This is a genomic window from Methanoregula sp., from assembly GCF_049510175.1.
In the GTDB taxonomy this organism is placed as follows: Archaea; Halobacteriota; Methanomicrobia; order Methanomicrobiales; family Methanospirillaceae; genus Methanoregula.
Window position 1 is genome coordinate 141545 of sequence record NZ_JBEKZF010000004.1, and the last position, 26076, is coordinate 167620.

The 26076-nt window shown below is 51.3% G+C and carries 25 protein-coding genes and 2 tRNA genes; 12 read left to right on the forward strand and 15 right to left on the reverse strand.

Annotation, left to right across the window (positions count from 1 at the left end; all coding sequences use genetic code 11):
• Window positions 1-74: 74 nt before the first annotated feature.
• The gene (locus ABSG49_RS07385; protein ID WP_424025479.1) at window positions 75-1724 is read left to right on the forward strand and encodes a zinc ribbon domain-containing protein; all 1650 of its coding nucleotides are present in this window, start codon (window positions 75-77) and stop codon (window positions 1722-1724) included.
• A 151-nt stretch (window positions 1725-1875) separates the two neighbouring features.
• Here the strand turns inward: ABSG49_RS07385 and ABSG49_RS07390 are convergent.
• A tRNA-Glu gene (locus ABSG49_RS07390) sits at window positions 1876-1950 on the reverse strand.
• Window positions 1951-2296: 346 nt separating this feature from the next.
• On the opposite strand from ABSG49_RS07390, the gene ABSG49_RS07395 reads away from it, so the two are divergent.
• The gene (locus tag ABSG49_RS07395; RefSeq protein ID WP_424025480.1) at window positions 2297-5134 is read left to right on the forward strand and encodes a response regulator; all 2838 of its coding nucleotides are present in this window, start codon (window positions 2297-2299) and stop codon (window positions 5132-5134) included.
• 82 nt (window positions 5135-5216) lie between these two features.
• Here ABSG49_RS07395 and ilvE read toward each other — a convergent pair whose 3' ends face one another.
• The 5 genes from ilvE to cfbA all read right to left on the reverse strand — a co-directional run bounded on the left by ilvE (window position 5217) and on the right by cfbA (window position 10362).
• Window positions 5217-6089 (reverse strand): branched-chain-amino-acid transaminase, encoded by an 873-nt coding sequence (ilvE, locus tag ABSG49_RS07400; protein ID WP_424025481.1) that lies wholly within the window; start codon window positions 6087-6089, stop codon window positions 5217-5219.
• A gap of 196 nt (window positions 6090-6285) precedes the next feature.
• On the reverse strand, window positions 6286-7662 hold the full coding sequence (gene cfbB / locus ABSG49_RS07405; protein WP_424025482.1) for a Ni-sirohydrochlorin a,c-diamide synthase: 1377 nt from the start codon (window positions 7660-7662) through the stop codon (window positions 6286-6288).
• Window positions 7659-8723 (reverse strand): Ni-sirohydrochlorin a,c-diamide reductive cyclase catalytic subunit, encoded by a 1065-nt coding sequence (cfbD, locus tag ABSG49_RS07410; protein WP_424025563.1) that lies wholly within the window; start codon window positions 8721-8723, stop codon window positions 7659-7661. Before cfbD ends, cfbB begins: the two co-directional genes overlap by 4 nt.
• Window positions 8724-8732: 9 nt before the next feature.
• The gene (cfbE, locus tag ABSG49_RS07415) at window positions 8733-10040 is read right to left on the reverse strand and encodes a coenzyme F430 synthase (protein WP_424025483.1); all 1308 of its coding nucleotides are present in this window, start codon (window positions 10038-10040) and stop codon (window positions 8733-8735) included.
• Window positions 9961-10362 (reverse strand): sirohydrochlorin nickelochelatase, encoded by a 402-nt coding sequence (gene cfbA, locus ABSG49_RS07420; RefSeq protein ID WP_424025484.1) that lies wholly within the window; start codon window positions 10360-10362, stop codon window positions 9961-9963. The genes cfbE and cfbA overlap by 80 nt, the downstream gene beginning before the upstream one ends.
• A gap of 77 nt (window positions 10363-10439) precedes the next feature.
• On the opposite strand from cfbA, the gene ABSG49_RS07425 reads away from it, so the two are divergent.
• The 5 genes from ABSG49_RS07425 (at window position 10440) to ABSG49_RS07445 (ending at window position 13977) form a co-directional block, all read left to right on the forward strand.
• On the forward strand, window positions 10440-10892 hold the full coding sequence (locus ABSG49_RS07425; protein ID WP_424025485.1) for a PDDEXK family nuclease: 453 nt from the start codon (window positions 10440-10442) through the stop codon (window positions 10890-10892).
• A 184-nt stretch (window positions 10893-11076) separates the two neighbouring features.
• Window positions 11077-12216: a methanogenesis marker 9 domain-containing protein gene (locus ABSG49_RS07430; protein WP_424025486.1), complete on the forward strand. Its 1140-nt coding sequence runs from the start codon at window positions 11077-11079 to the stop codon at window positions 12214-12216.
• Entirely contained in the window at window positions 12188-13009 is an 822-nt protein-coding gene (locus ABSG49_RS07435) for a triphosphoribosyl-dephospho-CoA synthase (RefSeq protein ID WP_424025487.1), read from the forward strand. The genes ABSG49_RS07430 and ABSG49_RS07435 overlap by 29 nt, the downstream gene beginning before the upstream one ends.
• Window positions 12997-13563: a DUF447 domain-containing protein gene (locus ABSG49_RS07440; protein WP_424025488.1), complete on the forward strand. Its 567-nt coding sequence runs from the start codon at window positions 12997-12999 to the stop codon at window positions 13561-13563. Before ABSG49_RS07435 ends, ABSG49_RS07440 begins: the two co-directional genes overlap by 13 nt.
• 93 nt (window positions 13564-13656) lie before the next feature.
• Window positions 13657-13977, forward strand: coding sequence for an ATP-binding protein (locus ABSG49_RS07445; RefSeq protein WP_490356190.1), 321 nt, complete (start codon window positions 13657-13659; stop codon window positions 13975-13977).
• 57 nt (window positions 13978-14034) lie between these two features.
• Here ABSG49_RS07445 and hypE read toward each other — a convergent pair whose 3' ends face one another.
• The 5 genes from hypE to ABSG49_RS07470 form a co-directional block, all read right to left on the reverse strand.
• A complete protein-coding gene (gene hypE / locus ABSG49_RS07450) occupies window positions 14035-15030 on the reverse strand; it encodes a hydrogenase expression/formation protein HypE (protein WP_424025489.1) in 996 nt (331 codons plus the stop codon).
• A gap of 1 nt (window position 15031) precedes the next feature.
• A complete protein-coding gene (locus tag ABSG49_RS07455; protein WP_424025490.1) occupies window positions 15032-15370 on the reverse strand; it encodes a hydrogenase maturation nickel metallochaperone HypA/HybF in 339 nt (112 codons plus the stop codon).
• A complete protein-coding gene (locus tag ABSG49_RS07460) occupies window positions 15370-15594 on the reverse strand; it encodes a HypC/HybG/HupF family hydrogenase formation chaperone (RefSeq protein ID WP_424025491.1) in 225 nt (74 codons plus the stop codon). Before ABSG49_RS07460 ends, ABSG49_RS07455 begins: the two co-directional genes overlap by 1 nt.
• A gap of 186 nt (window positions 15595-15780) precedes the next feature.
• Window positions 15781-15865 (reverse strand) — tRNA-Ser (locus ABSG49_RS07465).
• Window positions 15866-15969: 104 nt separating this feature from the next.
• Complete coding sequence (locus ABSG49_RS07470; RefSeq protein WP_424025492.1) at window positions 15970-17064, reverse strand: hypothetical protein; 1095 nt, start codon at window positions 17062-17064, stop codon at window positions 15970-15972.
• Between the two features lie 28 nt (window positions 17065-17092).
• Here ABSG49_RS07470 and ABSG49_RS07475 point away from each other — a divergent pair, with 28 nt between their 5' ends.
• Window positions 17093-18079, forward strand: a complete 987-nt coding sequence (locus ABSG49_RS07475) for an archaeosine biosynthesis radical SAM protein RaSEA (protein WP_424025565.1) — start codon at window positions 17093-17095, stop codon at window positions 18077-18079.
• Window positions 18080-18090: 11 nt separating this feature from the next.
• Here ABSG49_RS07475 and ABSG49_RS07480 read toward each other — a convergent pair whose 3' ends face one another.
• The 3 genes from ABSG49_RS07480 to ABSG49_RS07490 all read right to left on the reverse strand — a co-directional run bounded on the left by ABSG49_RS07480 (window position 18091) and on the right by ABSG49_RS07490 (window position 21054).
• Window positions 18091-19329 (reverse strand): ornithine cyclodeaminase, nickel-pincer nucleotide-dependent, encoded by a 1239-nt coding sequence (locus tag ABSG49_RS07480; RefSeq protein WP_424025493.1) that lies wholly within the window; start codon window positions 19327-19329, stop codon window positions 18091-18093.
• A gap of 127 nt (window positions 19330-19456) precedes the next feature.
• A complete protein-coding gene (locus tag ABSG49_RS07485; RefSeq protein WP_424025494.1) occupies window positions 19457-20059 on the reverse strand; it encodes an NTP transferase domain-containing protein in 603 nt (200 codons plus the stop codon).
• A complete protein-coding gene (locus tag ABSG49_RS07490; RefSeq protein WP_424025495.1) occupies window positions 20047-21054 on the reverse strand; it encodes a pyridoxal phosphate-dependent aminotransferase in 1008 nt (335 codons plus the stop codon). Before ABSG49_RS07490 ends, ABSG49_RS07485 begins: the two co-directional genes overlap by 13 nt.
• 195 nt (window positions 21055-21249) lie before the next feature.
• Here ABSG49_RS07490 and ABSG49_RS07495 point away from each other — a divergent pair, with 195 nt between their 5' ends.
• The 4 genes from ABSG49_RS07495 (at window position 21250) to ABSG49_RS07510 (ending at window position 25180) form a co-directional block, all read left to right on the forward strand.
• Complete coding sequence (locus tag ABSG49_RS07495; protein WP_015285751.1) at window positions 21250-21429, forward strand: ribbon-helix-helix domain-containing protein; 180 nt, start codon at window positions 21250-21252, stop codon at window positions 21427-21429.
• A gap of 10 nt (window positions 21430-21439) precedes the next feature.
• Window positions 21440-22609, forward strand: coding sequence for a cell division protein FtsZ (gene ftsZ, locus ABSG49_RS07500; protein WP_424025496.1), 1170 nt, complete (start codon window positions 21440-21442; stop codon window positions 22607-22609).
• A 506-nt stretch (window positions 22610-23115) separates the two neighbouring features.
• Complete coding sequence (locus ABSG49_RS07505; protein WP_424025497.1) at window positions 23116-23976, forward strand: coiled-coil protein; 861 nt, start codon at window positions 23116-23118, stop codon at window positions 23974-23976.
• A 70-nt stretch (window positions 23977-24046) separates the two neighbouring features.
• Entirely contained in the window at window positions 24047-25180 is a 1134-nt protein-coding gene (locus ABSG49_RS07510; protein ID WP_424025498.1) for a DUF373 family protein, read from the forward strand.
• Between the two features lie 302 nt (window positions 25181-25482).
• Here ABSG49_RS07510 and ABSG49_RS07515 read toward each other — a convergent pair whose 3' ends face one another.
• Window positions 25483-25992 carry a hypothetical protein gene (locus ABSG49_RS07515; RefSeq protein ID WP_424025499.1) on the reverse strand — a complete coding sequence of 170 codons (510 nt, stop codon included), beginning with the start codon at window positions 25990-25992 and terminating at the stop codon, window positions 25483-25485.
• Window positions 25993-26076: the final 84 nt, after the last annotated feature.

A 26076-nucleotide genomic window follows, 5' to 3' on the forward strand; every position in this document is an offset into this window, starting at 1 on the left:
CATGCGAAAAAGAGAGATTCCTACAAATACTTATTTTATTCAGATAACGAAGATATATTCAGGAACGTGGTTGCATGGCATATCCTGATCTTTACAGTGACGAAACAATTGTCTTCAATGCACAGAATATCAAGGTCAAGTCAGTCTCGTTTGAAGCGGTGCTTACGACACGACGTCTCATACTCATCGACAGCAAGAAACATCTCATCGCCCCTCAGGAAATCCTTCTCGCAACGCTCCGTGATATCGAAATTGGCGAGAATGCGATCCGTGACCCAACCCTAACCCTTTCCATCATCACCAACACCGGAGCCACCCGGCAGATGATCCTCACGTTCTCCAAGACCAGCGGAGGAGGTGAGCGGAAACGTGAATGCGACGAATGGGCAAAGATCCTCCGGCAGCATATTTCGTCTGCAGTCCAGCATCCGATCATGCCGGATGTGCCCACCCATTCAGAACAGCCCGCTATCACGACAAATGCTGGACCTGCTCCTGTGAGGATGGACGTATCCAATATCCCGGTGGTCCCTTCACCGAAAAAGAAGATCGAGATTGCCCGGCCGGGTCCCATGAAGAAGATTGTCGAAACGGCACCGTCCATGCCAAAACCTGTCGAGACAACAACCCTTCCCACCGGGTCGTTCTGCAATCGCTGCGGGAGTCGTGTACCTCCCGAATCGGCGTTCTGCAATAAATGCGGCACACCGGTTATCAAAGAATCAGATATCAACGCGCAGCTTGCATTGCCGGCAGAAACACCGGCATCCTCTGTCCCGCAGGTGCATATGCCAATGTCACCGGTATTCGGGGCAGGAGCCGATAAAAAAGAGCGGCCGATTGAAGACGTGATCCATTCAATCGAACCGCTCATTGAGGACTCCGTTCCCCGCACGGTACCGGCACCCATTATACCAAAGCAGCACGCGCAGCCGGCAGCCGGAATGGATACTATCCCTGCACCGCAGGCATCCGAATCCGGGGCAATCCCGGCAGTAAAATGGCCGGTGATCACTCCCAGCGCTTCTCCGGCAACTGGTGAGACGGCACCTGCAGAACCCCCCTCACCTCCGCCGCATTATCCGGTACCGCCTGCGGTTTCACGGGCGCCGAAATTGCTCATCATAGGTGTACTTGCCATAGTCATCCTCGCGATTATCGCCGCGGTATTTATCTTTGCAAATCCGCTGGGAGGTGCCGCCGTAACACCGACGCCCACACCGACCCCGGAGGTAACAGCTGCTGCAACTATTGCACCAACAACGGTTCAAACCGAGGCCCCGGTAACGACAGCCATCCCTGAAACAACCCCTGCTCCAGTTACCCCGCCGCAGCTCATCGTCCCACCTCAGGGTGTCTGGGTGCATGTACTGTATGACAACCAGTTTACCGGGTCCGTTGGTACACCAGGTGCTGAGTCAGACGTCAGCGGCAGCGGGGAGAAGTACATCCCGGTTGCGACAAGTGAGGGCATCGTTGTCGCAACTATCCAGAAAGTGGATGGCTCATCTGATAAGCTGACCGTAGAGGTGTACAAGAATGGTGAGAAGGTCACGGAGAAATCGACGGGTACACCCAAAGGAATTGTTGAAATACAGGCAGACCTGAAACCCGCTCCAACCCCTACGCCGACACCTACTCCGACAAAAGTACCAATCCCGGTGGAGAACGCTACGGTGTCGTCAAACACGACCGTCAATGCGACTGTAACAACACCATCCTGATTTTATTTAGGCAGATCCTGATTGAAAACAGTGAGCAGTAAAGTCAGCATGACTTTTCATGCAAACGTGCTTGGCGCAATATCGCCACATCACTCAGGTAATTGGGGATAGTGAAATAGGTATCCTTAGGATTTCTAACCTGAAAACAAGATGCTGCTAAGGGGATTCGAACCCCTGTCGCGGGCGTGAAAGGCCCGCATGATTGGCCGGTCTACACTATAGCAGCACGCTGCCCTATTTACTTTCACGTTACGTCATAAATAGATTATGGAGGAAGAGCAATCGCCTGTCGGGATAGCGACATGACAAATATATTCGAAGAGATTATTTGTTCGTCGAGATATTTTTAAAAACCAATAATTCAAACGAAAATCCTTGAAAAAATATCATTTTTGACTTTTTTATTTTTATACTCACTCATTTTGGCAACCCATAAATAGTATCGGGAATGAATGATCATCCGACGGGATAATCTTACTTTATACAAAAATTAAAATCTGTGTGCACAGGTTATTTAAACAGATATTGCAGTATTGTGTAATCGGACATAACATGGGACGGGGGAACAGAGAATGAACATAGTATCATCGGATATGCAACTCATTTCACTTCTCTGCGTTGATGATGATCCCGCAGTATTGGATGTACTGAAACAATTTTTTGAACGTGAAGGTGATTTCTCCATCTTTACCTGCACGAACGGATCTGACGCTCTCCATCTCGTCAACCAGTATCAGTTCGATGCAATCATTGCTGACTATTCAATACCGGAGATCGACGGGATCACGCTCTTAAAAGAGATACGGTTCCAGAATGACCCGGTTTTATTCATTATGTTCACCGGCCGACATCTCGCACAGATCGCTATCGAGACGTTGAACAACGGGGGAAACTATTATGTCCAGAAAGGCGTGGAGATCATTCGCGAACTCCCCAGAGTCAAAGAATTTATCCGCACTTCTGTTACTTCCCGTCGCCGGAATCATCCCGGTGCATATATCCCGCCAGCCTTGGAACCTGATGCCCGTTACCGCTCGCTTGTTGAGAAGCAGCAGGATATTCTCTGCTGTTTTACACCAGATGGATTAGCCACGCTCGCAAACGATGCTTACGCTCAGTTTGCCAATAAGGCACTAAATGAGATCCCGTCAACGAATTTCCTCGCAACAATCCCGGCCGAGGAACTGGGAGAGATTAAAAAGCATCTCGAAGGCCTGACACCCCAGAATTCCGGTGCATATATTGAACACCATGTCTTGGACCATGCAGGCAAACCACACCTGTACCAGTGGGGGTACCGGGCGTTTTTTGATGAAAAAGGAAATGTCATCGAATACCTTGCACAGGGAAGGGACCTCTCATTCGTTGTACGGATCAGCGACATCCTTCCCAAAGGTTCGATCAACACGGAATACGACTCCATCCAGACCTCAGTGAGTACGGCAACAGCCTCCGGAGTTGTTACGCCGGCAGATCTGGGCAACCTTGGGGATTCTATTGAGATGGTCCAGTATCCAATCTTTGCTATCGACCTGTCCGGCAAAGTCATTGCATGGAACCATGCAATGGCTGAACTGACCGGTGTGGAGGCGAAGACTATCCTTGGCGAGGGAAACCATGCGTACGCCCTCCCTATCTACGGGGAGCCACGGCCAATGCTGATCGATTACATCCTCAACTCCTCAGGTGTCGACATCAAGGGATTTCCTGCCATCACGCAGGAGGGGGATACGATCAGCGGAGATGTGGAAAGCGTTACGATCCGTGGCAGACCCATGAAGATCTGGAGCAAGGGTACCATTATCCACGATGCCTCCGGGACTACGATTGCTGCCATCCAGTCACTCATAGTCAGTCAACAACCCGCCGAATCTGAAAGTGACAAAGATACTGAACATTATATCGGAGGTATCTCCAGTATTATCCTCAAAGTGGCCGGGGAAGGCTTCTCCGGAGCACTCTCCGGTGTTATCGGAACAGCGACCGGGGGGTACGGGGTCTATGCCACGGACCAGCGGTTGTTGGTGATCCACAACCCGAATCTCGACGCCTCCCGATCCGAAGGGATGCAATTTGGAGAATTCCTCATGAATGAGCTCTTCGGCACGAGTGTGGACATGCGCCCGCGGTCCATCCAGGAACTGGACGCGAAAAAGGTGTTCGAAGTCTGGAGAAAAGATATCGCCACCATCGAGATGAAGACACCCCGGTTGTTTTCAGGGTTTTTGATCATCAGGACAAAATCCGGAGGTTTATTCCGGATCTATATTGATCACAAGAAGGCATTCAGTCATCTCGAGCAGTTGCTGAAACTTTTTTATCCGGACCTCTTCCGTGCCACGACGGCCGAGATCGATTCTGAGGACCTCGAATGGCTGGATGAAATCCGCACCCTTGAACTCGTAGGGAAACTCCAGCTCGACGACCCCCTGCAGGACATATCCCGGACGATTAACAGCAATTTTCCCCGGTTCCCCCCGCTGCCTGCCGTCCCTTCGTCCTTCCCGTCCCCAAAGAGTATAGCCGGCAAATGGAACGAACTTTCAAATTCTATAAAGAAAGTCCCTTACCCGATCTTTGCCATCGATCTTTCCGGAAAAGTCATTGCCTGGAACGATGCAATCAGCAATCTTACCGGCATCGGGGCGAAGGAAATGGTGGGTAAAGGCGACTATGAATATGCATTACCTTTCTATGGTACACGCAAGCCCATGCTGATCGATTACATCATCATGCCCCCGGATAGCCCGATTCCCGGCCAACCTCCGGCCATTACACGGGAAGGTGACACATTTATCGGAAGTCTTGAAAATTTGACCATCCGCGACAAGCCGGTGCTCCTGTGGGAGAAAGGCACGGGTATTTTCGATCCCAAGGGAACAATCATCGGATCAATCCAGTCCATTCTCGTCAGCGAACAGCCTAGTATCAAGACCATCATGGGGATCTATGAGGAAGAGACCTATATTGGAGGCATCTCCAGCATCACGGTAAAAATCCCAAGGGACGGTGTTGCCGGTGCTATTGCAGGGGCAATCGGGTCTTCGACGGGAGGATATGGGGTGTATGCGACAGATCAGCGCGTATTCATCATCCTCAATAAAGATCTCGATGTTACCCGATCGGACGGGGTTCAGTTCAGCACTTTTATCATGGACGAGCTCTTTGGCACAACTGTTGATACACGCCCGCGATCCATCGAGGAACTCACCAAAGAGAGAGTGTATGAGATCTGGAGGAAGGACATTGTTGCTATCGAGATGAAAAAACCCCTGCTGTTTGCCGGTTATATCAGTTTCAGGACGCGAAGCGGGGAGGCATTCAGGATCTATATCGATCATAAAAAAGCTTTTATCCATCTCGACCAGTTGCTCATGATGTTCTACCCGGAGATCCTGCGCATTGAATAATATGGAAAAAAGCCACTAGAGCCTGAATACATAATCAGGAGAAAGTACGTAGACCGAGTTGAATACCGGCCGAAACAAAAAATTATTTTTTATCGATCGGATAACCCTCTTTTTCCGTTACTGCCTTGTATGCAGATGCCAGCTGCCGGAATACCGGCCCTGGTTTCCCTGAACCGATCGTCCGCCCGTCGACCCAGGTGATGGGGGCAACTTCCGCCGCGGTGCCGGAACAGATCAGCTCATCAGCTGTATACAGGTCGAAGTACCCGAGATTCTGCTCTTTTACCGTGATACCGAGAGATTTTGCGATCTCGAGCACGACCAGCCGGGTGACACCCCGGAGGTTGTTGAGCGTGGGCGGCGTGATGATCTCGCCATTCTTGACGATGTAGAGGTTGTCACCTGAACCTTCCGAGATATACCCGTTGGTATCGAAGAAGATCGCTTCGTCGCCGCCCTTGTAGTTCGCCTCGATCTTAGCCAGGATGTTATTGAGGTAATTGAGGCTCTTGACATTGGGGGGCAGGCATTCTGCAGGATTGCGGCGGACCGAGACCGTGATGGCCTTGAGACCTTTCTCGTACAGGTCGCCATACATCGCGCCCCATGACACGGCAATGACGAGCGCTGATGACTTCAGGCACTTCCTCGGGTCGAGCCCGAGATCCCCGACACCCCGGGTAATGATCGGGCGGATGTAGGCATCCTTCAGATTGTTCCTGCGCAGCGTTTCGCAGATCGCCTCGGTCATCTCCTCCTTTGAGATGGTCGGCTTGATATCGATCGTCTTTGCCGAGTCATAGAGTCGATCGATATGTTCCTTCAGCCGGAAAATTTTTCCGTTATAGGCGCGAATTCCCTCGAACACCCCGTCACCATACAGGAGCCCGTGGTCAAAGACCGAGATCCGTGCCTGGTCATCGGGGAGGTATTTTCCATCAAGGTAAATGATCATGAAAAGTGTATGGGAGGCTCTAGGTTTTGTAGTTTTTTCTTTTGTTCAAAGAAAAAGTGTACGAATGTTGATATACGCGCGTTTGGGTTATCTCACATTGCAATGACTGAAACGCGAAGAGAGAGTGTGCGAAGTTCGTATGCCGGAAAAGTATCCCGAAAAAGAAAAAGGTCCTGATATTGTTGCAGGATTCCGGCTACGTCCTCTTCCGGCACAGGTCAATAAAATGCCGGAACATTCCTGCGCTTGCCACCGGGTGCAGGTGCGTGTAACTCCCGAGTGTATTGCCTATGACAGCCCCATCCAGATTGTCCCGGATACCGATGCCACGGGAGAGCGTATAGGAGAATCGGGCATCGTTTTTCAGTACGACTTCAGAATAATGGAACTCGTGCCCGCGGAATTGTGCACTTCCCATCGGTGAATCAAGGCTGCTCGTACCTTCCACGTAACTGACCACCCGCCTGGCAGGCATCCGCGTCTCGCCCTCAAATACTCCGCACATATCGGAAACCTGCTCCTCCTCACGGCCCTGCCAGCCTTTCTTTAATATCATGCGTTCTGTGAGATACATCAACCCGCCGCATTCGGCATATATCGGTATGCCATTGCGGGAGGTCTCGCGGACTGCATCACGCATCCGGTCATTGGCTTCAAGTTCACGGGTGAAGATCTCCGGGTACCCGCCTCCGATAATGTACCCATCTGCTTCCGGAAGCCGGTCGTGAATGGGACTGAAGGGTACGGTCTCCGTCCCGCAGGTTTTAAGAATATCAAACAGGTCGGCATAATAGAAATTGAACGCTTCGTCCATTGCGACACCGATCTTCAGGTCAGGTGGCGTGAGATGATCAAAAAGAGTGGGTGTGTTCTCGGCAAACGATACATCCCTCATCAGGGATGTGAACCGGTCAAGGTCCACGTACTGCCCGATCATCGCCGTAATTGTCTCAATGCGGGCATCAAAATCCCCCCGCCCGGAACCTTCGCGGTACGGTACCAGGCCGAGATGCCGCATCGCAAGCTGCATCTCGTCCATCCGTGGAATGGCCCCGATGACCGGCACGTTGCAGTAATGCTCAATCGCCGCAAGTGCCTTGGCCTTATGGGAACCTCCTTTGATGTTGTTGAGGATGACCCCGGCAATACGGACGGACGGGTCGAATGCCTGGAATCCTTTGACAAGAGCGGCCGCGCTCCGGGTGATGCTCTGCGCCGAGACTACGAGCACCACGGGCAGATCGAGTTCCTTTGCAATTGCCGCTGTACTCCCGGTATCGCTCAGAGCTTCTGCTCCTTCATAGAGTCCACGCACACCTTCGACGAGGGCAACGTCAGCACCCCGGCACCCGAACCGGAAAATGTCCTCTATCTGGTCATGGCCAAGCGTGAAACTGTCGAGATTCCGGCAGGGCCGGTGCGATACAGCGGACAGATAGGAGGGGTCGATATAGTCCATCCCGACCTTGAATGTCTGGACACAGTTCTTTTTCGAGAGAAGAGCTGCAAGGGCGAGCGTGATGCTGGTCTTGCCACTGCCCGATCGATCACCGGTGATCAGGACTGCCTTCATGCAAGGCTCCGGAGCACTGCCCCGAATTCGCTCTCAACGATTTCCCTGACACCAAGTGTTTTCGGGTGCAGGTCGATCTCGACCATCACATGCTTGTGCCCGATATCGCGGAGCGGAGCGACCTGCCGTGGGCCGTTTGTGATGGAAAAGCACTCGATGCCGTTGGTATACTCGGGTGGGATCGCATGGGGGACGCCGGCAATAAGCGCAAATGAGGGTGCGATCTCCTGTATCCGTTTCCCAAGCGTATCGCCGTTTGCTCCGTATTCATCCAGTGCCCCGATCAGTTCTGCCTTCACGCCACGCTCCTCCAGTTGTGCTGCAATCCGCTCGGCATCCCCCCTGCTCTTGGGCAGGCCGCGCTGTTCAAGATTGGCGATATACGTGATATCTGCAGACGGGCAGACATCATGGAGCGCGATCAGCGCATCGGTAAACATGTACGCGGTCTCTTTCTTTGCATTCAGGATCGCGATCCCTTTCGCCCCGGTGCGAGCGAGCCGGAGCAACTTCTGTGCGGCCAGATGTTTGAGATCCCCGCGGGAAGCTTCGATATAGGGCTGCGAAGCCGCACCCCGTTTGCGTTCGACTTCGTTTGCCTTCTGCATCATGTACCGCTGACGGGCCAGTTCCTCCTTCGTGATCCAGCCGGCCTCTTCCGCAGCTTCGAGCGTTGAGATCACACCGGCAATATTCTCCACGTAACCCGCGTGAATGTCCACCGCTATCGTCGGCGTTGTTACTCCTGATCCTGCAATTGCGGACTGGAGATCTTCACCAATGATCATCGCAACACACGTGCCTACGACTGCCATGCGGTGGGGGTGGAAGTGGTCCTCGGCATACCGCAACACGTCTTCGAGGGGTTTCTGGCCCCCGAAAATGAACTCGTTGTCGGCAAGAGATGTGGTGAGGACACGCATCCCGTCTTCTTCCAGCAGCCGGGCATGCTTGAACGAGCAGCCAGAAGGGCCATGCAGGATTGCGACATCGACATTAAGATCGCGTGCGGTATACAGGGAAGCGACAATCGAACTCGGGCGGGGATGCATGTATTTCATACTGATCATTTATCTCCATATTTTAACGGCAAGGACAATCGATCCCCGTTCCGTCTTCTGCTTGGCAATGGCATATCCTGCTTCAAGAGTGGGTACATGGGCGGTTACCCGCGGTCCAAGGCTCCTGTATTCTTCCGTGCCGGGATCGGGAAACCTGCCAACCCAGATCAGATGAACAGGATGGATGGTCTCGACCGCTGCAAGAATCTGGTCATGCGCGAACCCTTCACAGACCGCTCCATCACCTTCCTGCTGGCCGATGACAAGAGTAATATCCTGGTGCCCCGACGTGCTTCGCGCATATCTCGCAGCGTCAATGGTTGTAATAAAGTTCGTGCCGCTGTTCGCATTGTCAACCACAAGCACATCTTCCTTGTAACTCACCGACATCCGGCCGGTGAGTGCAGCAAACGATGCAAGGGTAGACGGGTCAATCCCCAGCATTACGGCAGCGGTTGCCGCAAGCATCAGGGAGTCATGATATGCCGGCAGAGCAAGGAGTGGGTTGGTGATCCTGAAGGATTTGCCATCAAGGTTCATAGTACACTCCGTGCCTTTGCAGGATGCAACATCTTCGATATGCACGATTCCGTCCTGGTAATCAGCCTGGATATGATCTGCAAGGAGCAGGTGCCGGCAGTGCATTGCCGAACTGACCTTGGCTTTGATGGCACACTTCTTTCCGGCTGCAAAGAAATAATCCTCATCAGAAGTGATTATGGCGAGCGTTCCGGCTCCTGTGACCCCAAGGGATTCCTCAACGATCAGCCAGCCGTGGATCTCCCGCGCACGTCTCACTGCTGCGAGCACGGAGCCGGGCGTGATGCTGGACCGCGAGATCCAGTTCTTTTCCGGGAAACGGAATGTGCCCATAGATGTATGAAGAATCCCTTTGCCTGGCATAAGCGAGGCAAGCGCATGCGCAGTGGTCGTCTTGCCCCGAAAACCCGTGATTTCCACCATGGGATCAGGAAGATCCTCTCCGAGCAGCTGCCGTACCGCCTCATGGTGGGTGATTACCGGAGCCCGCGCATGTTCCAGGAGCGGGTGATCGGGATCGAGATGCACAGGCGCGACGATCAGATCATATTTGCGAGAAAGGGCAGTGTTGACATCGACTGCGCTTTCTCCTCTGTACACGTCAACGAGATCTACCTGGTCACCACGGGATAAAAACGCTTCACTGATCATTTTCCCCCCATGGATTGTATCCAGCACCAGGATATGCATAAAAAAGTCAGAGCGTGGAGAGCGCCTTTGTCGCGTTCTTGACCATGAGATCAGCAAGCAGGGGATCGCTGCCGATTGGTTCTGCATACACCAGCGGTATCGTCTTACCGTTGAGCACGAAGTTCCCTTTCTTTGTGCCTTCCGTCAGCCCGATCTCTCCGGGAATGTCTTTTTCGATATGGACACCTTTTGCAAGGAACAGGGGAACAACAACGAGTGCGTCGATCGGTTCATGCCGGAACGCGTTCATCGATTCCTTGATCGTTGGCTTATTCATATTCATAAAACCGCATTTGACAATAAAACCTGTATTGTGTGCCTGGATGAGGGCCGCAGTCTTCTCTACGAGTTGCTGATTGTAGGGCATCGTGCTCCCGTGCCCTACGAGTAACATTCCCTTCTTACTCATATAACAAATAGTATTACTGGGCAGGTTAAAAATTCTTACCAAATGGTTTTTTTCCGATAGCATCACATCAGTAAAAGATGAGTGATTTTGAGCGGGAGATTGTTCACTGCTTAAACCGTTATTTTAAAACCCACCATATACAGGGGTTTGCCTACCGGCTCAAGCAATATAAATTCACGAGCCAGTATGTTGACGTACTCGTAGATTCGCTCAATCCCTCGTACTACCTTTCGATCGAATGTAAATCGATTATCGATAAAAAGATTTATTTTTCACAACATTTCCATGCAGATAAAAACAAATTACACCAGGTTGATGCGATATCGGATTTTCTCGCAAAGACCGGACGGATCGGATTTCTTGCAGTAGAATTCCGGCAGGGTCCGGGAAAGGCAAGCATGGCATTTCTCATCCCGTGGGCAACGGTTGTGGAGCATTTCCGGGCGAACAAGGGGATTACCATCGATGACGCCCGGGAGGGTATCGCCCTCTCGCGTTCAAAGGATGGGTATCTCCTTGAGAAACTTTGAGTGTTCTGACATCCTCCATTCGAAGACCATACGCTTCGCATTTTGGTCTTTCTCCCGTCACGGCACATGCCAGTCTTTAATATAATCTTGTGGTTCGCAGGGCTCACCAGATGATTTAATCGTGTACATGAGCCGGAACGAACCCAAAGGAATTTGTTTGTGCATTGTCAATGAATATGAATCTATGATGGATGCATTTGATCGCTTCGGGCTGCTCATCAACGACCGCGTTGTCAGGACACCAGTGGCGATCGCATCGATGGCCGGTATTGTCGATGCGGACTATGTGCTGGAGCGGGCGGAACACATCGGCCTTGCGTTCATCGGGGGCTATTCTATTGACCGGCCGACTATGGACGCCGCCCAATCTGTTGCATCTTCCGGTGACCGCAGGGAATTCATCTGTGATGACCCGGTAACCGAGCTGCAGGCCCAGAACGCAAAGATGGAGAAGAGCGACGTCGTACTCGGAGTCAATCTCCGCGGGAGTTCGCCGGAAGCGTTCCGTGTCATTGCACAGGCACTTGGAAGTGCCATTGTCTACGAGATTGATGCCCATTGCCGCCAGCCGGAAATGATAGCCGCGGGTTGCGGTGAATACTACCTGAAAAATACGGAGAAACTCCTTACCGTTGTCAGGGAACTGAAAAATGAAGGTGTTACTGTCTCGGTAAAGATACGGGCCGGGGTGGCAAATGACGACAGGGCACTGGCAAAAAAACTCTGGGGGGCGGGTGCCGACATCCTTCATGTGGATCTCATGGACTTTGGCACCGCAAAACTCCGGCAGATCCGGAACAGCTGCCCGCTGATGTTGATAGCTAACAATTCGATCAATACTTTTGAGCGCATGAAAGACATGCTCTCCCACGGGGCCGACATCATCTCGCTCGCACGACAGTCTGATTCCCGGACGCTTGCAGGGCTCGATGCGGCGATAACACGGTATGCCGACGAGGATGGATGGTACAACGCCCCCAAGCAGCTCTGCCGCGGGGGCGACATCCGTTCGCTTACGTTCTGTTGCATGCCGGTAAAGGAATGCCCGCTCATTCCGACCCTGGCGCGGATCAACCTGCCCCGCGAGGATTACATCCGGATGAAAATGGAGGGGGTGAAAGGGACCCCCCTTGATGACGGGAAGCAGACCTGTTTTGGCAGCCTCGCCTGGTGCTGCAAGACATCCTCACCCTGCATGTTCCGGAACATGACCCTCAAGCAGGTGGGGCTATCAAACAAAGAATATATGCGTCTGAAACGCGACCTCTCTGATACAATAATGGGCCGTGTATTCCATGACGTGTCTACGGATAAACGCAGTTGAACGGGCGCAACTCGCCATGATGCTGGAAGTCTGCGCCTTCCCCAAGCCGGGAAACGTGGACCGTTGCCATGACTATCCCGAGACGCGGCTGGAACATTTCCTTGCTTCCACCATCTTTGCCCGCTCCGCACTTGAAGAGGCGGATCAGGGTAAAGGACGGATCGGGGAGATCATCAAGCACGCGGTCCGCGACACCAACTGCCATAAAGGGGGAAATACGCACTTCGGTGCATTTATCCTGCTCGTCCCGCTGGTGTACGGAAAGGATATTTCCGGTGCAATGGCTGCGATCGCAAAGACAGATGTGTCAGATGCCGTCGCGTTTTACAAGGCATTCGCTATGACGTCCGTGAGTATCAATGCAACGGACGAGATCGATGTCAATGACCCGCATGCTTTAACCCTCATCCGCGAGCGCGATATGACCCTGCTGGACGTTATGCAGCACTCCGCAGCAAATGACATGGTTGCCCGCGAATGGGTGACCGGTTTCTCTCTGACCCGGAGAGGGGCCGATCTCCTCAAAGAGATCGGACCGGGCCGAGAATCCATTGTCCGGATGTTCCTGACGCTTCTTGCAACAGAACCAGACACATTCATCATAAAAAAGCATGGGCAGGCGGTTGCACAGGAAACAATGATGGCTGCCCAGGACGTCCTTGATGGCAGGAGATCTATCGAGGATCTCGATGCCGAATGTATCGGACGGAACATAAATCCCGGATCAATAGCGGACATCGTCATTGCTTCGATCTTTATCGCGCTCGGGGAAGGATGGTCATGGGACTTCTGAAAGGCGGGATCAACGAAGTGATTGCGACCACATCATTCAACGCGGCACCGATGGGAATCCATCTTCGGGAAGGAAAAGCCACTATGGTCCTTTTTTCCGGAAGCCATACCGTAGAAAATATCCGGAAAGACGGATGGCTCGTTGCAAACTTCATCCATGACCCGATCATGTACGTGAAGACGGCCTTTGAGGATCTGCCAAAGGAGATGTTCATCGAAGAGCCCGTCGGCAGTGTGACCGTACAGCGTCTGGCCGGTGCGGACGCCTGGGCTGCATTTACTGCCACCATCGACCGTACAACAACGGAAACTGTCATCGTCACGCTCACGCTCCGGAAAGAACTTATTGAAGAGGTAGTCATCCATCCGGTCAACCGTGGATTCAGCAGTATTGTTGATGCCACCGTTCATGCCACACGGTATATGAGGAAACGTGACCCGAAATTAAAAGAGTTGATCAATTACCATGCCGGGATTGTCCGGAAATGCGGGGGTAAACGGGAGATGGCAGCGCTTGACCTATTGATGGGATTTATTGCAGAAAAAGCAGAATAATCTCATTTTCACTCATTTTACAATTATCCCTCCCTTTGAAATCTAAGCCGACCCTCTGCTCGTGAAAGTTTTCTCTAACCTGATAAAAATTCCATCTGCTATCGGGAGCATATCACGGAACTCTCTATAAGGACCATTGAAAAAGCCGATAGTCTCGATATTGTTTTCGAAGATGACGGATTGGGAATCCCAGATAAGGAGAGTGAGCAGATTTTCCGGCAGGAAAATTATAAGAATACGGGCTTTGGCCTTTTCCATTCACGCAAAATACTGGCAATAATGAATCTCACCATTAAGGAAACGGGAACCTTTGACAAAGGAGCACGGTTTGTTATACGTCTCTCATGGGAACATTTCCATTCTCTTGCCGATCCCGGGGCAAATGATCCCATACAATCAGGATCTCCATCCTGAATTTTTTGTTTTTTTATCCGCAACTAAAAAAAGTACTATTCCTGATTCATAGGGGGATCAGCACACGCGGGGAACCGGGTCTCCCATCGGGGGTTCAATGAAACGTTCTCCACCAATTGTTGTCTCCATGATCACATGAGCTCCTTTTGTAACAGTGCCGACGATTGTCGCATCCTTGCCATACTTATGGGACTGGAGGGCTTCAAGGATCTCTTCAGCATCTGATGCCGGGACTCCCATGACGACTTTCCCCTCGTTTGCCACCTCGAGAGGGTCGATGCCGAGCATTGCAGCAGCGCTTTTTACACTTTTCCGGATGGGAATATTCTCTTCCCGGATACGCACACAGACGCCACTCTTTTTTGCCATCTCATTGATTGCGCTTGCAAACCCGCCGCGGGTCGGGTCTTTCATAGCATGGATGGTGCCGGCGTCAAGGACCTTTTCCATCATCCGCGAGAGCGGGGCGACATCCGAAAGGATCTGTTCCCCAAGATCGAAACCTTCCCGGTGGGCCATGATCGCAAGTCCGTGATCACCCAGTGTTCCCGAAACAATGATCACATCGCCGGGAACAAGCCCGTTGTCACGGACCACTTTCTTTGCAATGCCGATACCAGCGGTGTTGATGGCAATACCGTCGAGAGCACCCCGTTCCATGACCTTGGTATCACCTGTGACAAGGTTTGCCCCTGACTCGCCAAGCGCCTCGTCCATGGATGAGACGATTTTAGCAAGGTCATCGATCTCGAATCCCTCTTCGATGATCATCCCGCAGGAAAGGGCGATTGGGCGACCCCCCATCATGGCGAGATCATTCACCGTGCCGCACACCGAGATCCGGCCGATGTCCCCGCCCGGGAAGAAGATCGGGCGGACAACGTGCGAATCCGTGGTAAACACAAGGTTTTCGCCACAGAAAGGGATGACCGCACCGTCATCCATTGCCTCAAGCCCGATCCCTCCGGCGTTATTGTGCCGGAATTTCGTCAGTGTCTGGAGCAATTCGCCCATCACTTCGCCTCCGGCACCGTGCATCATGTTGACTTTCATGTCAGTCTTCCACCTCAATCTCGACATTAGTTACGACAATTTCCCTGCCTCTCACCAGTTCCGGCAATGCCCCGCACTTCGGGCATATATAGATCTCATCGCCGGCATATCCACACGGGCATGTTGTCTGGGGAGAGACTTCATGACATTCCAGCACTGCCTGCCGGAAAAGGGGATCATCTTCCTTGATTGTGTCGAAGAGGAACACGACCTGCTCCGGGTTTACCATCGCCATCCTCCCCACTTCGACGCTGATCTTTTTTACTTTCGTCGCCTTGTGTTCATGCGCTGCCGTACGTGCGGTAGCATACAGGTCATACGCGATGGAATACTCGTGCATCAGTTCTCCAGCGCCGCATAGACCTGCTTGAAAATCTCGCGGGTCTCAAGGCCCTCTTCACGGGAGAGGCGCTGGATGGCAAACCCGACATGGACGAGAACAAACTCACCGACCTTCACATCTACGAGGTCGAGCCTGACCTCCTGTCTGAGTTCGCCATAATCCACGAGACCGATATTTCCCTCTCTTATTTCAATGACTTCTGCAGGGACTGCAACACACATCGATAATCCTCTCTGGTATCTGACAGTTAATGTGGGTGTTTCAACCACATAAAAACAATGATACAGATATCGCCGTGCTTATCAAGACCGCGGAGGTTGCAAAATTTTTGGATATCCAGAAAGCGGATCGCATTTTTTCCAATCGTTTTCCCACTCCATTAAAAACAGAAACAAAAACAGAGATTACGCCGGGGAAGAGATTTGAACTCTTGAGGTGCAGGGCACCAGTAGCTTTCAAGGCTACCGCCTTCCCGGACTAGACTACCCCGGCAGTGCTCCATATGTTGGTTTTGGGATATAAAAAAGGCTTCTTTTATCGGATTGCACCGGAATATAATCTAAAAATAAGGTACTGTTCGATAAATGAATACAAGATCAATCCATTTTTTTATGGGCCAGTACAAGGGCCATTCCCACTGCCACAATGCCTATAACCGGAACAACCGGTGACTCTTGCGTTGTCGCTGTCTGTGATTCGGTTGCTGCAAAGGGGGCTGGCACAGTTTGGCTTACAACAATCGAGTTGACATTCTCACCGTAAAGAAACACGTCACTGGCCACCGAATACTTATAGGGATAGACTTTGACGTACACAATTTTTCCATTTCCCTGGAATTCTGCTCTCTCCGCGTTCATCGCACCCTGGTCATTATCCATGTGAAGAGCTCCCTTATCGTCAATGTATTCGATCACCCAGTCAAGGGATTTCGAAGTATACAGGGTGACCGGTCCTGTGCCGGTTTTTACAATAAAATATGCCGGCGTATCCCGGGACGACTGTGTATGGGCGGAGATCACGGCCGGGTTTGTTGTCAAGGTTTCTGATGGCGTAACCGTCGAGGCGACCGTAGCCTGGCCCTGCGATGAAATGGTCCGTGAACCGATGTATCCTTTTACATCGGTAAAACTGACCTCATAGTCCCCTGGATCGGTGATCGGTACTACAGCGGCAAAATGTGCAGCATTGTCAATATTTACATACTGAGGTCCGAAGACAACAAGACCGTCTGGATCGATTACTTCGATCTGGACACCGGAATTTTCATCACCTTTGATCTGCCCTGACACATAGATCTTGCCGGTAAAACCCTGGTTGAGCGGTGATGAGAGGGAAATTTCTTCAGTCCGGTCAAACAAGGTAACAAGTTTCATCGAGATCGAATCGCCAAGGCCGTTTGCAGGAACCTCAACTTTGTACGTCCCGGGCTTCAGGCCTGTCGTATCAAAGACTGCCTTGAATGACTTGTCTGATTGGACGTATACGATCTTCCGTTTGATTTCAGTCGTTGTTGTCAGTTGGTAATACAATACAACATCGATGGGAGTCCCGACACCAAATGTTGTTGTGCCGGTCACAACCAGAGGTTTGCCGACCGCAAGTGAATCAGGTGCGTCAATATTGACCTGGTAGGCCGATACCCAACCCGACAGAAAGAGAAGTCCTATCAGCAGCAGGACGATCTTTTTCATCTATATCAGATCAACTAATAGGATGTTAATGATTTCTGAAATACCTGAAAAACCGCTTGCAAACTGGCGGGGAAAAGAGCGTTATGGCAACGAATTGCTGGACTGCTTAACCGTCATTTTCAAAAGTGCCGGCTGTACCTGGTCAAAATGCCGGATGTGCAGTTACCGGCACGAGCGCTATGGTGAACAAAGCTGCGTTGCACTTCTTGCCCATCTCAGGGCCCAGCTTGCCTGGGTACAGCAGGAATACAAACCCGATGAATACCGCATGGTAAAAATATTTACCTCCGGGAGTTTTTTTGACCCGGACGAAGTGCCACGGGCGTTTCTTTCCGATGTGGCAGCCGCATTCCGGGGTAAGATGGTGATTGCGGAAACCCGCCCGGAGTTCGTGCAGGAAGACATATTCAGAACATTCATCGAAGGTATTGATGACGGGAGCTGGAAAACACCCCTTTACTGTGCAATCGGTCTTGAGACGAGCAATGATGCAATCCGGGAAAAATGCATAAACAAGGGGTTCAGCTTTGTGGATTTCCGGAATGCTACACGAACGGCGCACGCGGCAGGAGCCGGGGTGAAGGCATACCTTCTTTTCAAGCCACTTTTCCTGACGGAAGGTGAAGCAGTTGCAGATATGAAGGCTTCCCTGCAGGATGTGGCCCCTTATGCTGAGTTGATCTCTATGAACCCGTGCACGGTCCAGCGGAACACTGAGCTGGAGTACTACTGGAAGCGGGGTGCATACCGTCCCCCGTATCTCTGGAGTATCCTCACCCTCCTGAAAAATGCACGGGTCCATATTATGTGCGACCCGCTGGGTGGCGGCCAGAAACGGGGACCGCATAACTGCGGGAGTTGTGACTACGAGATCGTCAAGGGTATTCGCGATTATTCACTCAATGGCGATCGCGATCTTATCGGGGCGTTGCTGGAAACAGAATGCAGTTGCAAGGGAGAATGGGAATATGTTCTTGCCCGGGAAAAACCCTACTGCATGCCGCTGACGAGATAATAACCGAGAACTTATTTTTTCGCATGGCCGCTCTGGATTTCGAGCTGCCGTGCAAGCAGGGGAAGGAATGTTCCGGCATCGGAAACAATACCGATCGCTTGAGTAGTTCCCCGGTCCATCAGTTTCGTTAAATGGGCGGGGTTGATATCCACACAGACCGTCTTGACATTGGAGGGCAGGCAGTTCCCGACAGCAATGGAGTGAAGGAGTGTTGCAATCATCAGAACCATGCTGCACCCGTCGATATGCTTTCGCATCGCGTCCTGAGCATCCATGACATCGGTGATTACATCAGGAAGCGGTCCGTCATCCCGGATGGAACCTGCCAGGACAAACGGGACATTCTTCTTCACGCATTCGTACATGATCCCACTCTTGATCACGCCGCTGTCTACCGCCTTTTTTATTGATCCGGCACGCATAATCTCGCTGATTGCATAGAGATGATGCTTATGTCCACCCATAACGGGGTTACCGGTTGAGATATCCATGCCAAGCGATGTCCCGTAGAGGTTGTATTCAATATCATGGGTTGCAAGGGCATTACCTGCAAAAAGGACATTGATGTACCCGTCATGGATCATACCGGCCAGTGCTTTGTCAGCGCCCGTATGAATTATTGCAGGGCCCCCTACGATTGCAATCCTGCCTCCTTTTTTCCGGATATCGAGGATCTCTTTTGCAATCTTTGCGATAAGGGTTTCGCTGGGGCGTTCAGAGGAGACCGTCCCGTGCATGAATTCAAAGGCACTCTGCTCCCGGGGGCGTTCGGGATATTGCACGCTCACACCCTGCTCCCCGACAACCACGAGATCCCCTTTCCGGATTTTTCCCAGCGCCACGGATACTGCACGCTTCTTTTTTGAATCCACGACAATGAGAAAATCCATCTCAATGGGTTCAACGGGAATCCATTCGCCGCCGTATTTCACGTTGGTCGGGTGGTTGCTTGTCGTATAGAATCCCTTAGGTACGACACGATCGGATTCTGAAGCCACGAGATGGACGTCTTTCACTTCAACCGGGCGGGCGCCGAGACGGTGAAGTTCTGACAATATGGATCGCAGATTATCCTTACTGGATGCAGCGATGCGGAGACGGGCATAACTCGGGTCGGTCTTTTCCTTGCCTATGTCAAAGGCAAGGATCTCAAAGTTGCCGCCCATATCCATAATCCTGTCGAAGAGCTGCGTCATGATGCCGGAATCAATGATATGACCCTGCAGCTCGATTTCCTGTGACTCCACCATACTGTATGGATCTTGGGTGATAATCCTTAATATGCATTCCTGAAAAATATGGCAGGATTATCCGTATTTTGAGTTGATTGCCGTAAATTGAGAAGAACCAAGGTTGCGTGCTATCCTGAATCGGGATTTATGCCGTACTTTCGAGCCGCAATAACGATTCCGCTTCCGCAAGGTCTGCCCGGGTATTTACATTAATGGCGAGGCGGGGTTCATTCAGGAGAAGGGCCTGTTCATCCTGGACCTCGTCAATACGATCACCGCGGAGGATGTTTATACCGGCAGGACATGCCTCGATGCCATTAATCCGTTCGCGGTATGGCATGCCTCCGCGGCAGGTTTTTACCGTGCTTGCCGGGACCCATGTGGACAGGGCATCTTTTCCATCAGTATCGTAGAACTCAGAAATGGATCTGACAATCCCGGCGGTAATACACGGGATATCAGAAACAGAGATGAAAATTGGATTTTCTTCCTCAAGAAAACGAATTGCATGCACCATATCTTCCACAAAACCTTTCCCCTCTGCTTTACAGAAAGCAATTCCCCGGGCACGGCACCAGTTCAGGGTCATGGGGGTCTGTGGGGATACTGCAACCACCGGTTCGCATCCTGCCTTCTGAAAAGCCCCGATAATATACGCAATCATCGGCTGCCCACAGATAAGGATAAGCGGTTTTTCTCCGAGATTGATCCGGCTTCCTGCGCCGCCAGCCATGATCAGTGCACGCATGCAGTAAGTGCCTCGATGAGTATTCTGTTCTCTTCCCGGGTCCTGACCGCGATGCGGATGCATGACGACAGACCAAACGACGCACAGTCACGGACAAGGATCCCCTGCACGGCAAGCAGTTCGCAGAGAGCAGATACCTCCCTGCCACAATCCGCAAGAATGTAATTTACCTGTGACGGGTAACAGCGCATACCAAGGGACTGGATTTCTGAAAAAAGCCAGGTCCGTTCCTTTTTAATGGCGGATCGTGATGCCGCAAGCTCATCCATATGCAGGAACGCTTCCATGGCATACGCCTCTGCATAGGCATTCACGCTCCAGGGAGACCGGGCAGTCTCAATTTTTTTTATGAGCGCCGGATCGCCAAAACCGTAACCGAACCTGATCCCCGGTACAGAGAAACATTTGGTGAGTGAACGCAACACAAAAAGATTAGGGTCACGTACATCCGTAACACTCTCACCTGGATCAGACAATTCAATAAATGCCTCATCGCAAAAGAGCAGCCCTCCAAACATTTTGACTGAATGAAGCCGTTTAAGGACATCTTCCTTTTGGGTTAAATGGCCTGTCGGATTATTGGGATTGCAGAGAAAAGAGACACCCGCGTCGGACGGCTTGTCTGTACAAACCGCTCCTGCGAGACTGGCGGATAACGCATATTCGCCGAACGTCGGGGACTCCTGATAGAACATTCTGTCGCGGGAGGAATCCCGGAAAACCACTGAACAGAAAACCCGTATCAGCTCACTTGATCCATTTCCTACGCAAATTTCCTCAGGAGGACGATGGAAGATACTGCCTATCCGTTCCTTGAGTTCAGTATACGTATCGTCCGGATAATATCCAAGACGGTCAGAATCCATCTCCCATATGAATTGAGGAGGATACGGATTCACACTCGCGCTGAAATCCAGCACTTTTTTGTGCGTTTTTTCCTGCTGTCGCTTTCCGGTTCCTCCATGAACAACCCGTTCCGGAAAGTCAACAGCCATAAATCCTGCTCATTTTCTAAAATAATTGGATAATCTGTCATAAATGCGTTGTGAAGCAGTTGCCAATCACAAAGAAGAAAGTTTTTATACCTATGTGTTTTACTTTGATTCATCTGGTTAAGTCAGACACAAGGATTCTCTTTGTCTGACATATGAGCGACAGAAGCCAGACATATGTCAGAAATGAGAGATACAATGATGCAAAGGATCACGCTCCGGTTGCCTGAACAGCAGATCAATCTGCTCCAGCAGATGGTAGATTCGGGGGAATACCCCAACGTATCAGAAGCGGTAAGGGCGGCGGTTCGTGAACTTGTTGAAAAACGCGCCAGCCGTGTCCTGAAGGAAAGTGACCAGGTTTCATTCAAGGTTTGAGAGGGTAGACATGCAAAGTATTATTAACGACGCACTAAAAAATGCCGAACTTGAAAAAGAGATGAACAAGCCCGGCAGTACCAGCGCAGCAGATGATGACTTTGTCGGACAGCCGAGAATCGTCATCATCGGATGCGGTGGCGCGGGAAACAACACCGTGAACCGTATCCACCACATGGGCGTTTCCGGTGCAGAGACAATCGCGATCAACACGGACAAGCAGCACCTGGACATGATCCAGGCAGACAAGCGCGTCCTTATCGGCAAGTCCTTAACCAAAGGCCTTGGTGCCGGAGGTTACCCGGATGTCGGTAAACGTGCAGCCGAGATGGCTCGCCCCACACTTGAAGCGATCCTTGAATCTGCGGATCTCGTCTTCATCACAGCAGGTATGGGAGGAGGTACCGGTACGGGTTCAGCGCCCGTTGTAGCACAGATTGCCAAGGAACAGGGTGCAATCGTTGTCGGAATGGTCAGCTACCCGTTCCAGGTCGAGAAAGCCCGCCTTATCCGTGCAGAAGAGGGTCTTGAGGCACTCGCATCCGCAGCAGACTCCGTGATTGTACTCGACAACAACCGGTTGAAGAACTTCGTCCCGAACCTCCCGCTCGGCCAGGCATTCTCCGTCATGGACCAGCTCATCGGTGAGACCGTCAAGGGGATTTCCGAAACGATCACTGAGCCGTCGCTCATCAACATCGACTATGCAGATGTCCGCGCCATCATGTCCAAGGGCGGCGTCGCAGTCATGCTTGTCGGAGAAAGCAAGCAGCAGAACAAGGCAGAGAGCGTTGTCCGCGAATGCTTAAGCAACCCGATGCTCGACATCGACTACCGCGGTGCAACCGGCAGTCTGATCCACATTACGGGCGGCACTGACCTTACCCTGCAGGATGCAGAGGAAGTCGCAACCTCGCTCACGTACGAACTCGACCCCCATGCAGATGTGATCTGGGGCGCCCGCGTCCGCAGCGATATGGAAGGCAAGATCCGTGTGCTCGCCATCATGACCGGCGTCAAGAGCGCGCAGATCCTCGGAACCCGTCAGTCCTACAAGACCATGATCTCGGACATCGAGAATAAGCGTTCCAACCCCAAGGCGGTTGAGATGCCCGTGGCCAAGAGAACCAGCAGCAGGGACCAGCCAAGTGGCGGCGGCGTCCTCGAATGGGTCGGTTAAGTAATCACACCACGCACATCGATAAACCCGAAAATTTGTAAAAACCAAAAATTCCAGCCAGGTATTTCAGGTACTGTTGGTTTAATCCAACGACCAACACCCTTTTTGTAACCATTTCCTTACAGATCGCGCATCCCAGGATCCGTGCCGGTTTCCTGCCTGTAAACGGCGAAACACTTAATAATTCTCCGCTCCTTTAAAATATAGTACATTCGAACAATCCTTCGCTGGGAGGATGGGGGTGAGATCCTGTGGACGGTCCCGCCCCGGTATCGGGAGTTGAACATCATGAACAGAGTGTTGAACAAAGACTTCGATCCGGAGTCTTATCTGAATTCTGCGCTGAGTATCTTTTCTGGTGTTTTTCATCCTGCATCCCGTATGCAGTGTTGTAATAAGGGTGAATCAGAAAGCCGGAACAATGCGGCTCTTGTGATCACGGAAACCTCAAACGAAAGAGTGTGCGCCTCCCGTGAAAGGAGAATCTGATGAGGAGTTGGTAACGCATGTTGAATGACCTGATGGAAAAACGGAAAAAAACCCTTGCCGAGTCTGAAGAACACAAAAACCGCCGCAATGAACTGAATGCCAATGCCAGCAAGTTCGCCCGCGAGCGCAACACCTTAAACAACCAGACCCGCGAGTTCGTCGAAGAGGCGCAGAAGAACAAAGATCTCCGGGACAAATCCAACCAGGAAGTCCTTGACATCAAGGCCCAGCGCAACGAGATGAACGACAAGGCCAATGTCCTTTTTGAAGACATTGAATCGTTCAAGAAAGAGCACGGCACACAGAAGAACCGCGGGGTCAAGGAACTCCAGAAACAGATCGAGTACATGGAGTACCGGCAGCAGACCGAAGTCTTCACAACGGACAAGGAACGCGAGCTGATCGAGAAGATCAAGCAGATGAAGGGTCAGGTGCGTGAGCAGGAAGCCGAACTTGAGCAGAACAAGGAGATGCGCACCAAAGTCAATGAAGCCCGCGAGTTTCGGAAACAGGCATCAGATCTCCACGCGAAAGTGACCGAAGTTGCCGAACTTGCACAAAAGCACCACGATCTTATGGTTGAGTCCTACCGCAAAGCCGACAAGTCCCGTGAAGCAGCGGATGCAGCACACAAGAGTTTTGTGGAGGCACAGGAAGCAGCGGATGCAGAGCACAAGTTCTTCATCGCGTGCCAGAAAGAACTCCGTGATTATGACAAGGTAATCTCCGGCCTCCGCAAGAAGACCAAGAAGGTCAAGGTCACAAAAGAACAAAAAGCCGTCAGGAAAGAAGCAGAAAGCCTGTTCAAGAATTTCCGGGCTGGCGAAAAACTCACCACCGACGATATCCTGCTCCTCCAGCGCTCAAAACTCATCTGATTCTTATTTTATCTCTTTTTGTTACGCGTCAGCAATAATTTAATAGATTTACGGCGTTTTTATAAATATAATGACACAGGGACGGACATTGGTCCTGAGTGTCGACCGTGACGATGACATAGGCTGGAAGGCAAAAATCGAAAGCCCGTGCATCGGCCGTGCGGCATGTCTGAAGGCGGCAAACACACTGGCACTCGCTGATCCAGAGGACTCTGACGTCAATGCGATTTTTTCAGCAGTTAAGATCTATGATGAACTGATTGCAAAAGGTGAAGAGACCGCTATCGCAGTCGTTGCCGGGAACCATCTGCACATGATCGAGGGTGACCGCCGGATTGCCACCTCGCTCGAGAAAGTGATGGAGGAGACCAAGGTAACGAACTGTATTCTCGTTACGGATGGGGCAGAGGACGAATACGTTATCCCGATCATCCAGTCCAAGATCCCCGTCTCCAGCATCAGACGGGTCATCGTCAACCAGATGCCCAATCTTGAGGGCACATATTATATCCTGAAGAAATTATTTGACGACCCGAAGATCTCCCGCATGGTGTTTATCCCGATCGGCCTTGCCATGCTGCTGTATGCCAGTGCCTACCTGCTCGGTGCACCGGGTGCCGCGACAATTGTCGTCGTGGGCGTAATTGGGTGTTACCTGCTCTACAAGGGATTCGGATTTGATGAACTCGTCCACGGGATTACGGATGCCCTCAGGTTGTCGTTGTCACGCGGGAGGTTCTCGTTTGTCACGTATACAACCACTATCCTCCTGATTATAATCGGGTTTACCGTTGGCTTCATCAACATCCTGAAATATTATTCAACGGATAGCAGCCTGGGGATCATCACGTACCTGATGTCATTCATCTACGGTGCATTCGAGTGGCTCATCTTTGCCGGTCTTGTCCTTTCCGTAGGCGTCATTATCGATGTATACCAGAACGAGAAGGAGAACCTGGGTAAGGTCATTGTCTTCCCGTTTTTTGTTACAGCCATCGGTCTCCTCCTCTATGCGGCAAGTATCTATATCATCTCGTTCCAGGGAGCGCAGGATTTCCCCCTTTCAGCCGATACCGTATCAAAATATATACTCTGGTCCACGATTGGCGGCATCGTTTCCGCAGTTGCCGGCGTGGTAATCCAGTATTCCGTCAACAAGAAGATTGCCGAGCAGCAGAAACAGGAAATCATTGAGGTTATGTGACCTCTTCTTTTCTACCCGGTTCCTGAGATCCTTGTTATTCCGTCGTACCTTGATTCAGCGATCATAATATGGAGAATATATCGACAGAAATCAATCGCAACAAACGGTATTCAGGATCAGCCGTAGAAGCTGGATCAAATCAGCCATTCACGTTCAATCGCATCGTTCCTGAACCAAACCCCATGAGAGTGAGCACTTCGGCAGAGCGGAATGGTCTTTATTCATAATACTGAACCAGGTACCGAGGATACGCGAGAAAAGACAGGCAAAATAACATGATTGGGTTATGGGACAAAGGATTGTTACTTGGGAGAATTATCAGCAGGTGGGAGTTCAGCACTATCATCCTGCACGAGAGGTGATGCATCAGGGCCAAAATACCCGATTCCACCGGGGAACTCTCGTACCATGCTGAAATTTTTGGTTACCTGGGGAGATCTGACGGTAAGATTTGGGATGACAACATTGAAATTATGTGCCGGATACCAGTAGATACCATCGCCATAGGAATACGAAGCCTGATCAACAATAAATTCCGCACTCGAGAGATTGATTTGCTTCATCTGTGCATCATCATAATTGAGGATCTTCAGCAGTTTATTCTTGAGATCCTGTTTTCCGAATAAAAAGAAGATGAACCGCGTACTGTCGTCCACCGTATAATTGACATGTATATGCGCAGTCCCGTTATCGAGCTGGATATCAATATCCGATACTTTGAGATACCCATACCGATCCTCTTCGGCTGCAAAAACGGGTGCCACGATGCATATGAGTATCACAAACAACAGCGCGACAGCACGGGCTTGCATGGAATAATAAATTCGTGAAGTCTCCTTAAAATGTTTTGGGTAATTTCATACGATTACGTGGGCGGATTTTCCCCGTTTCGGGAA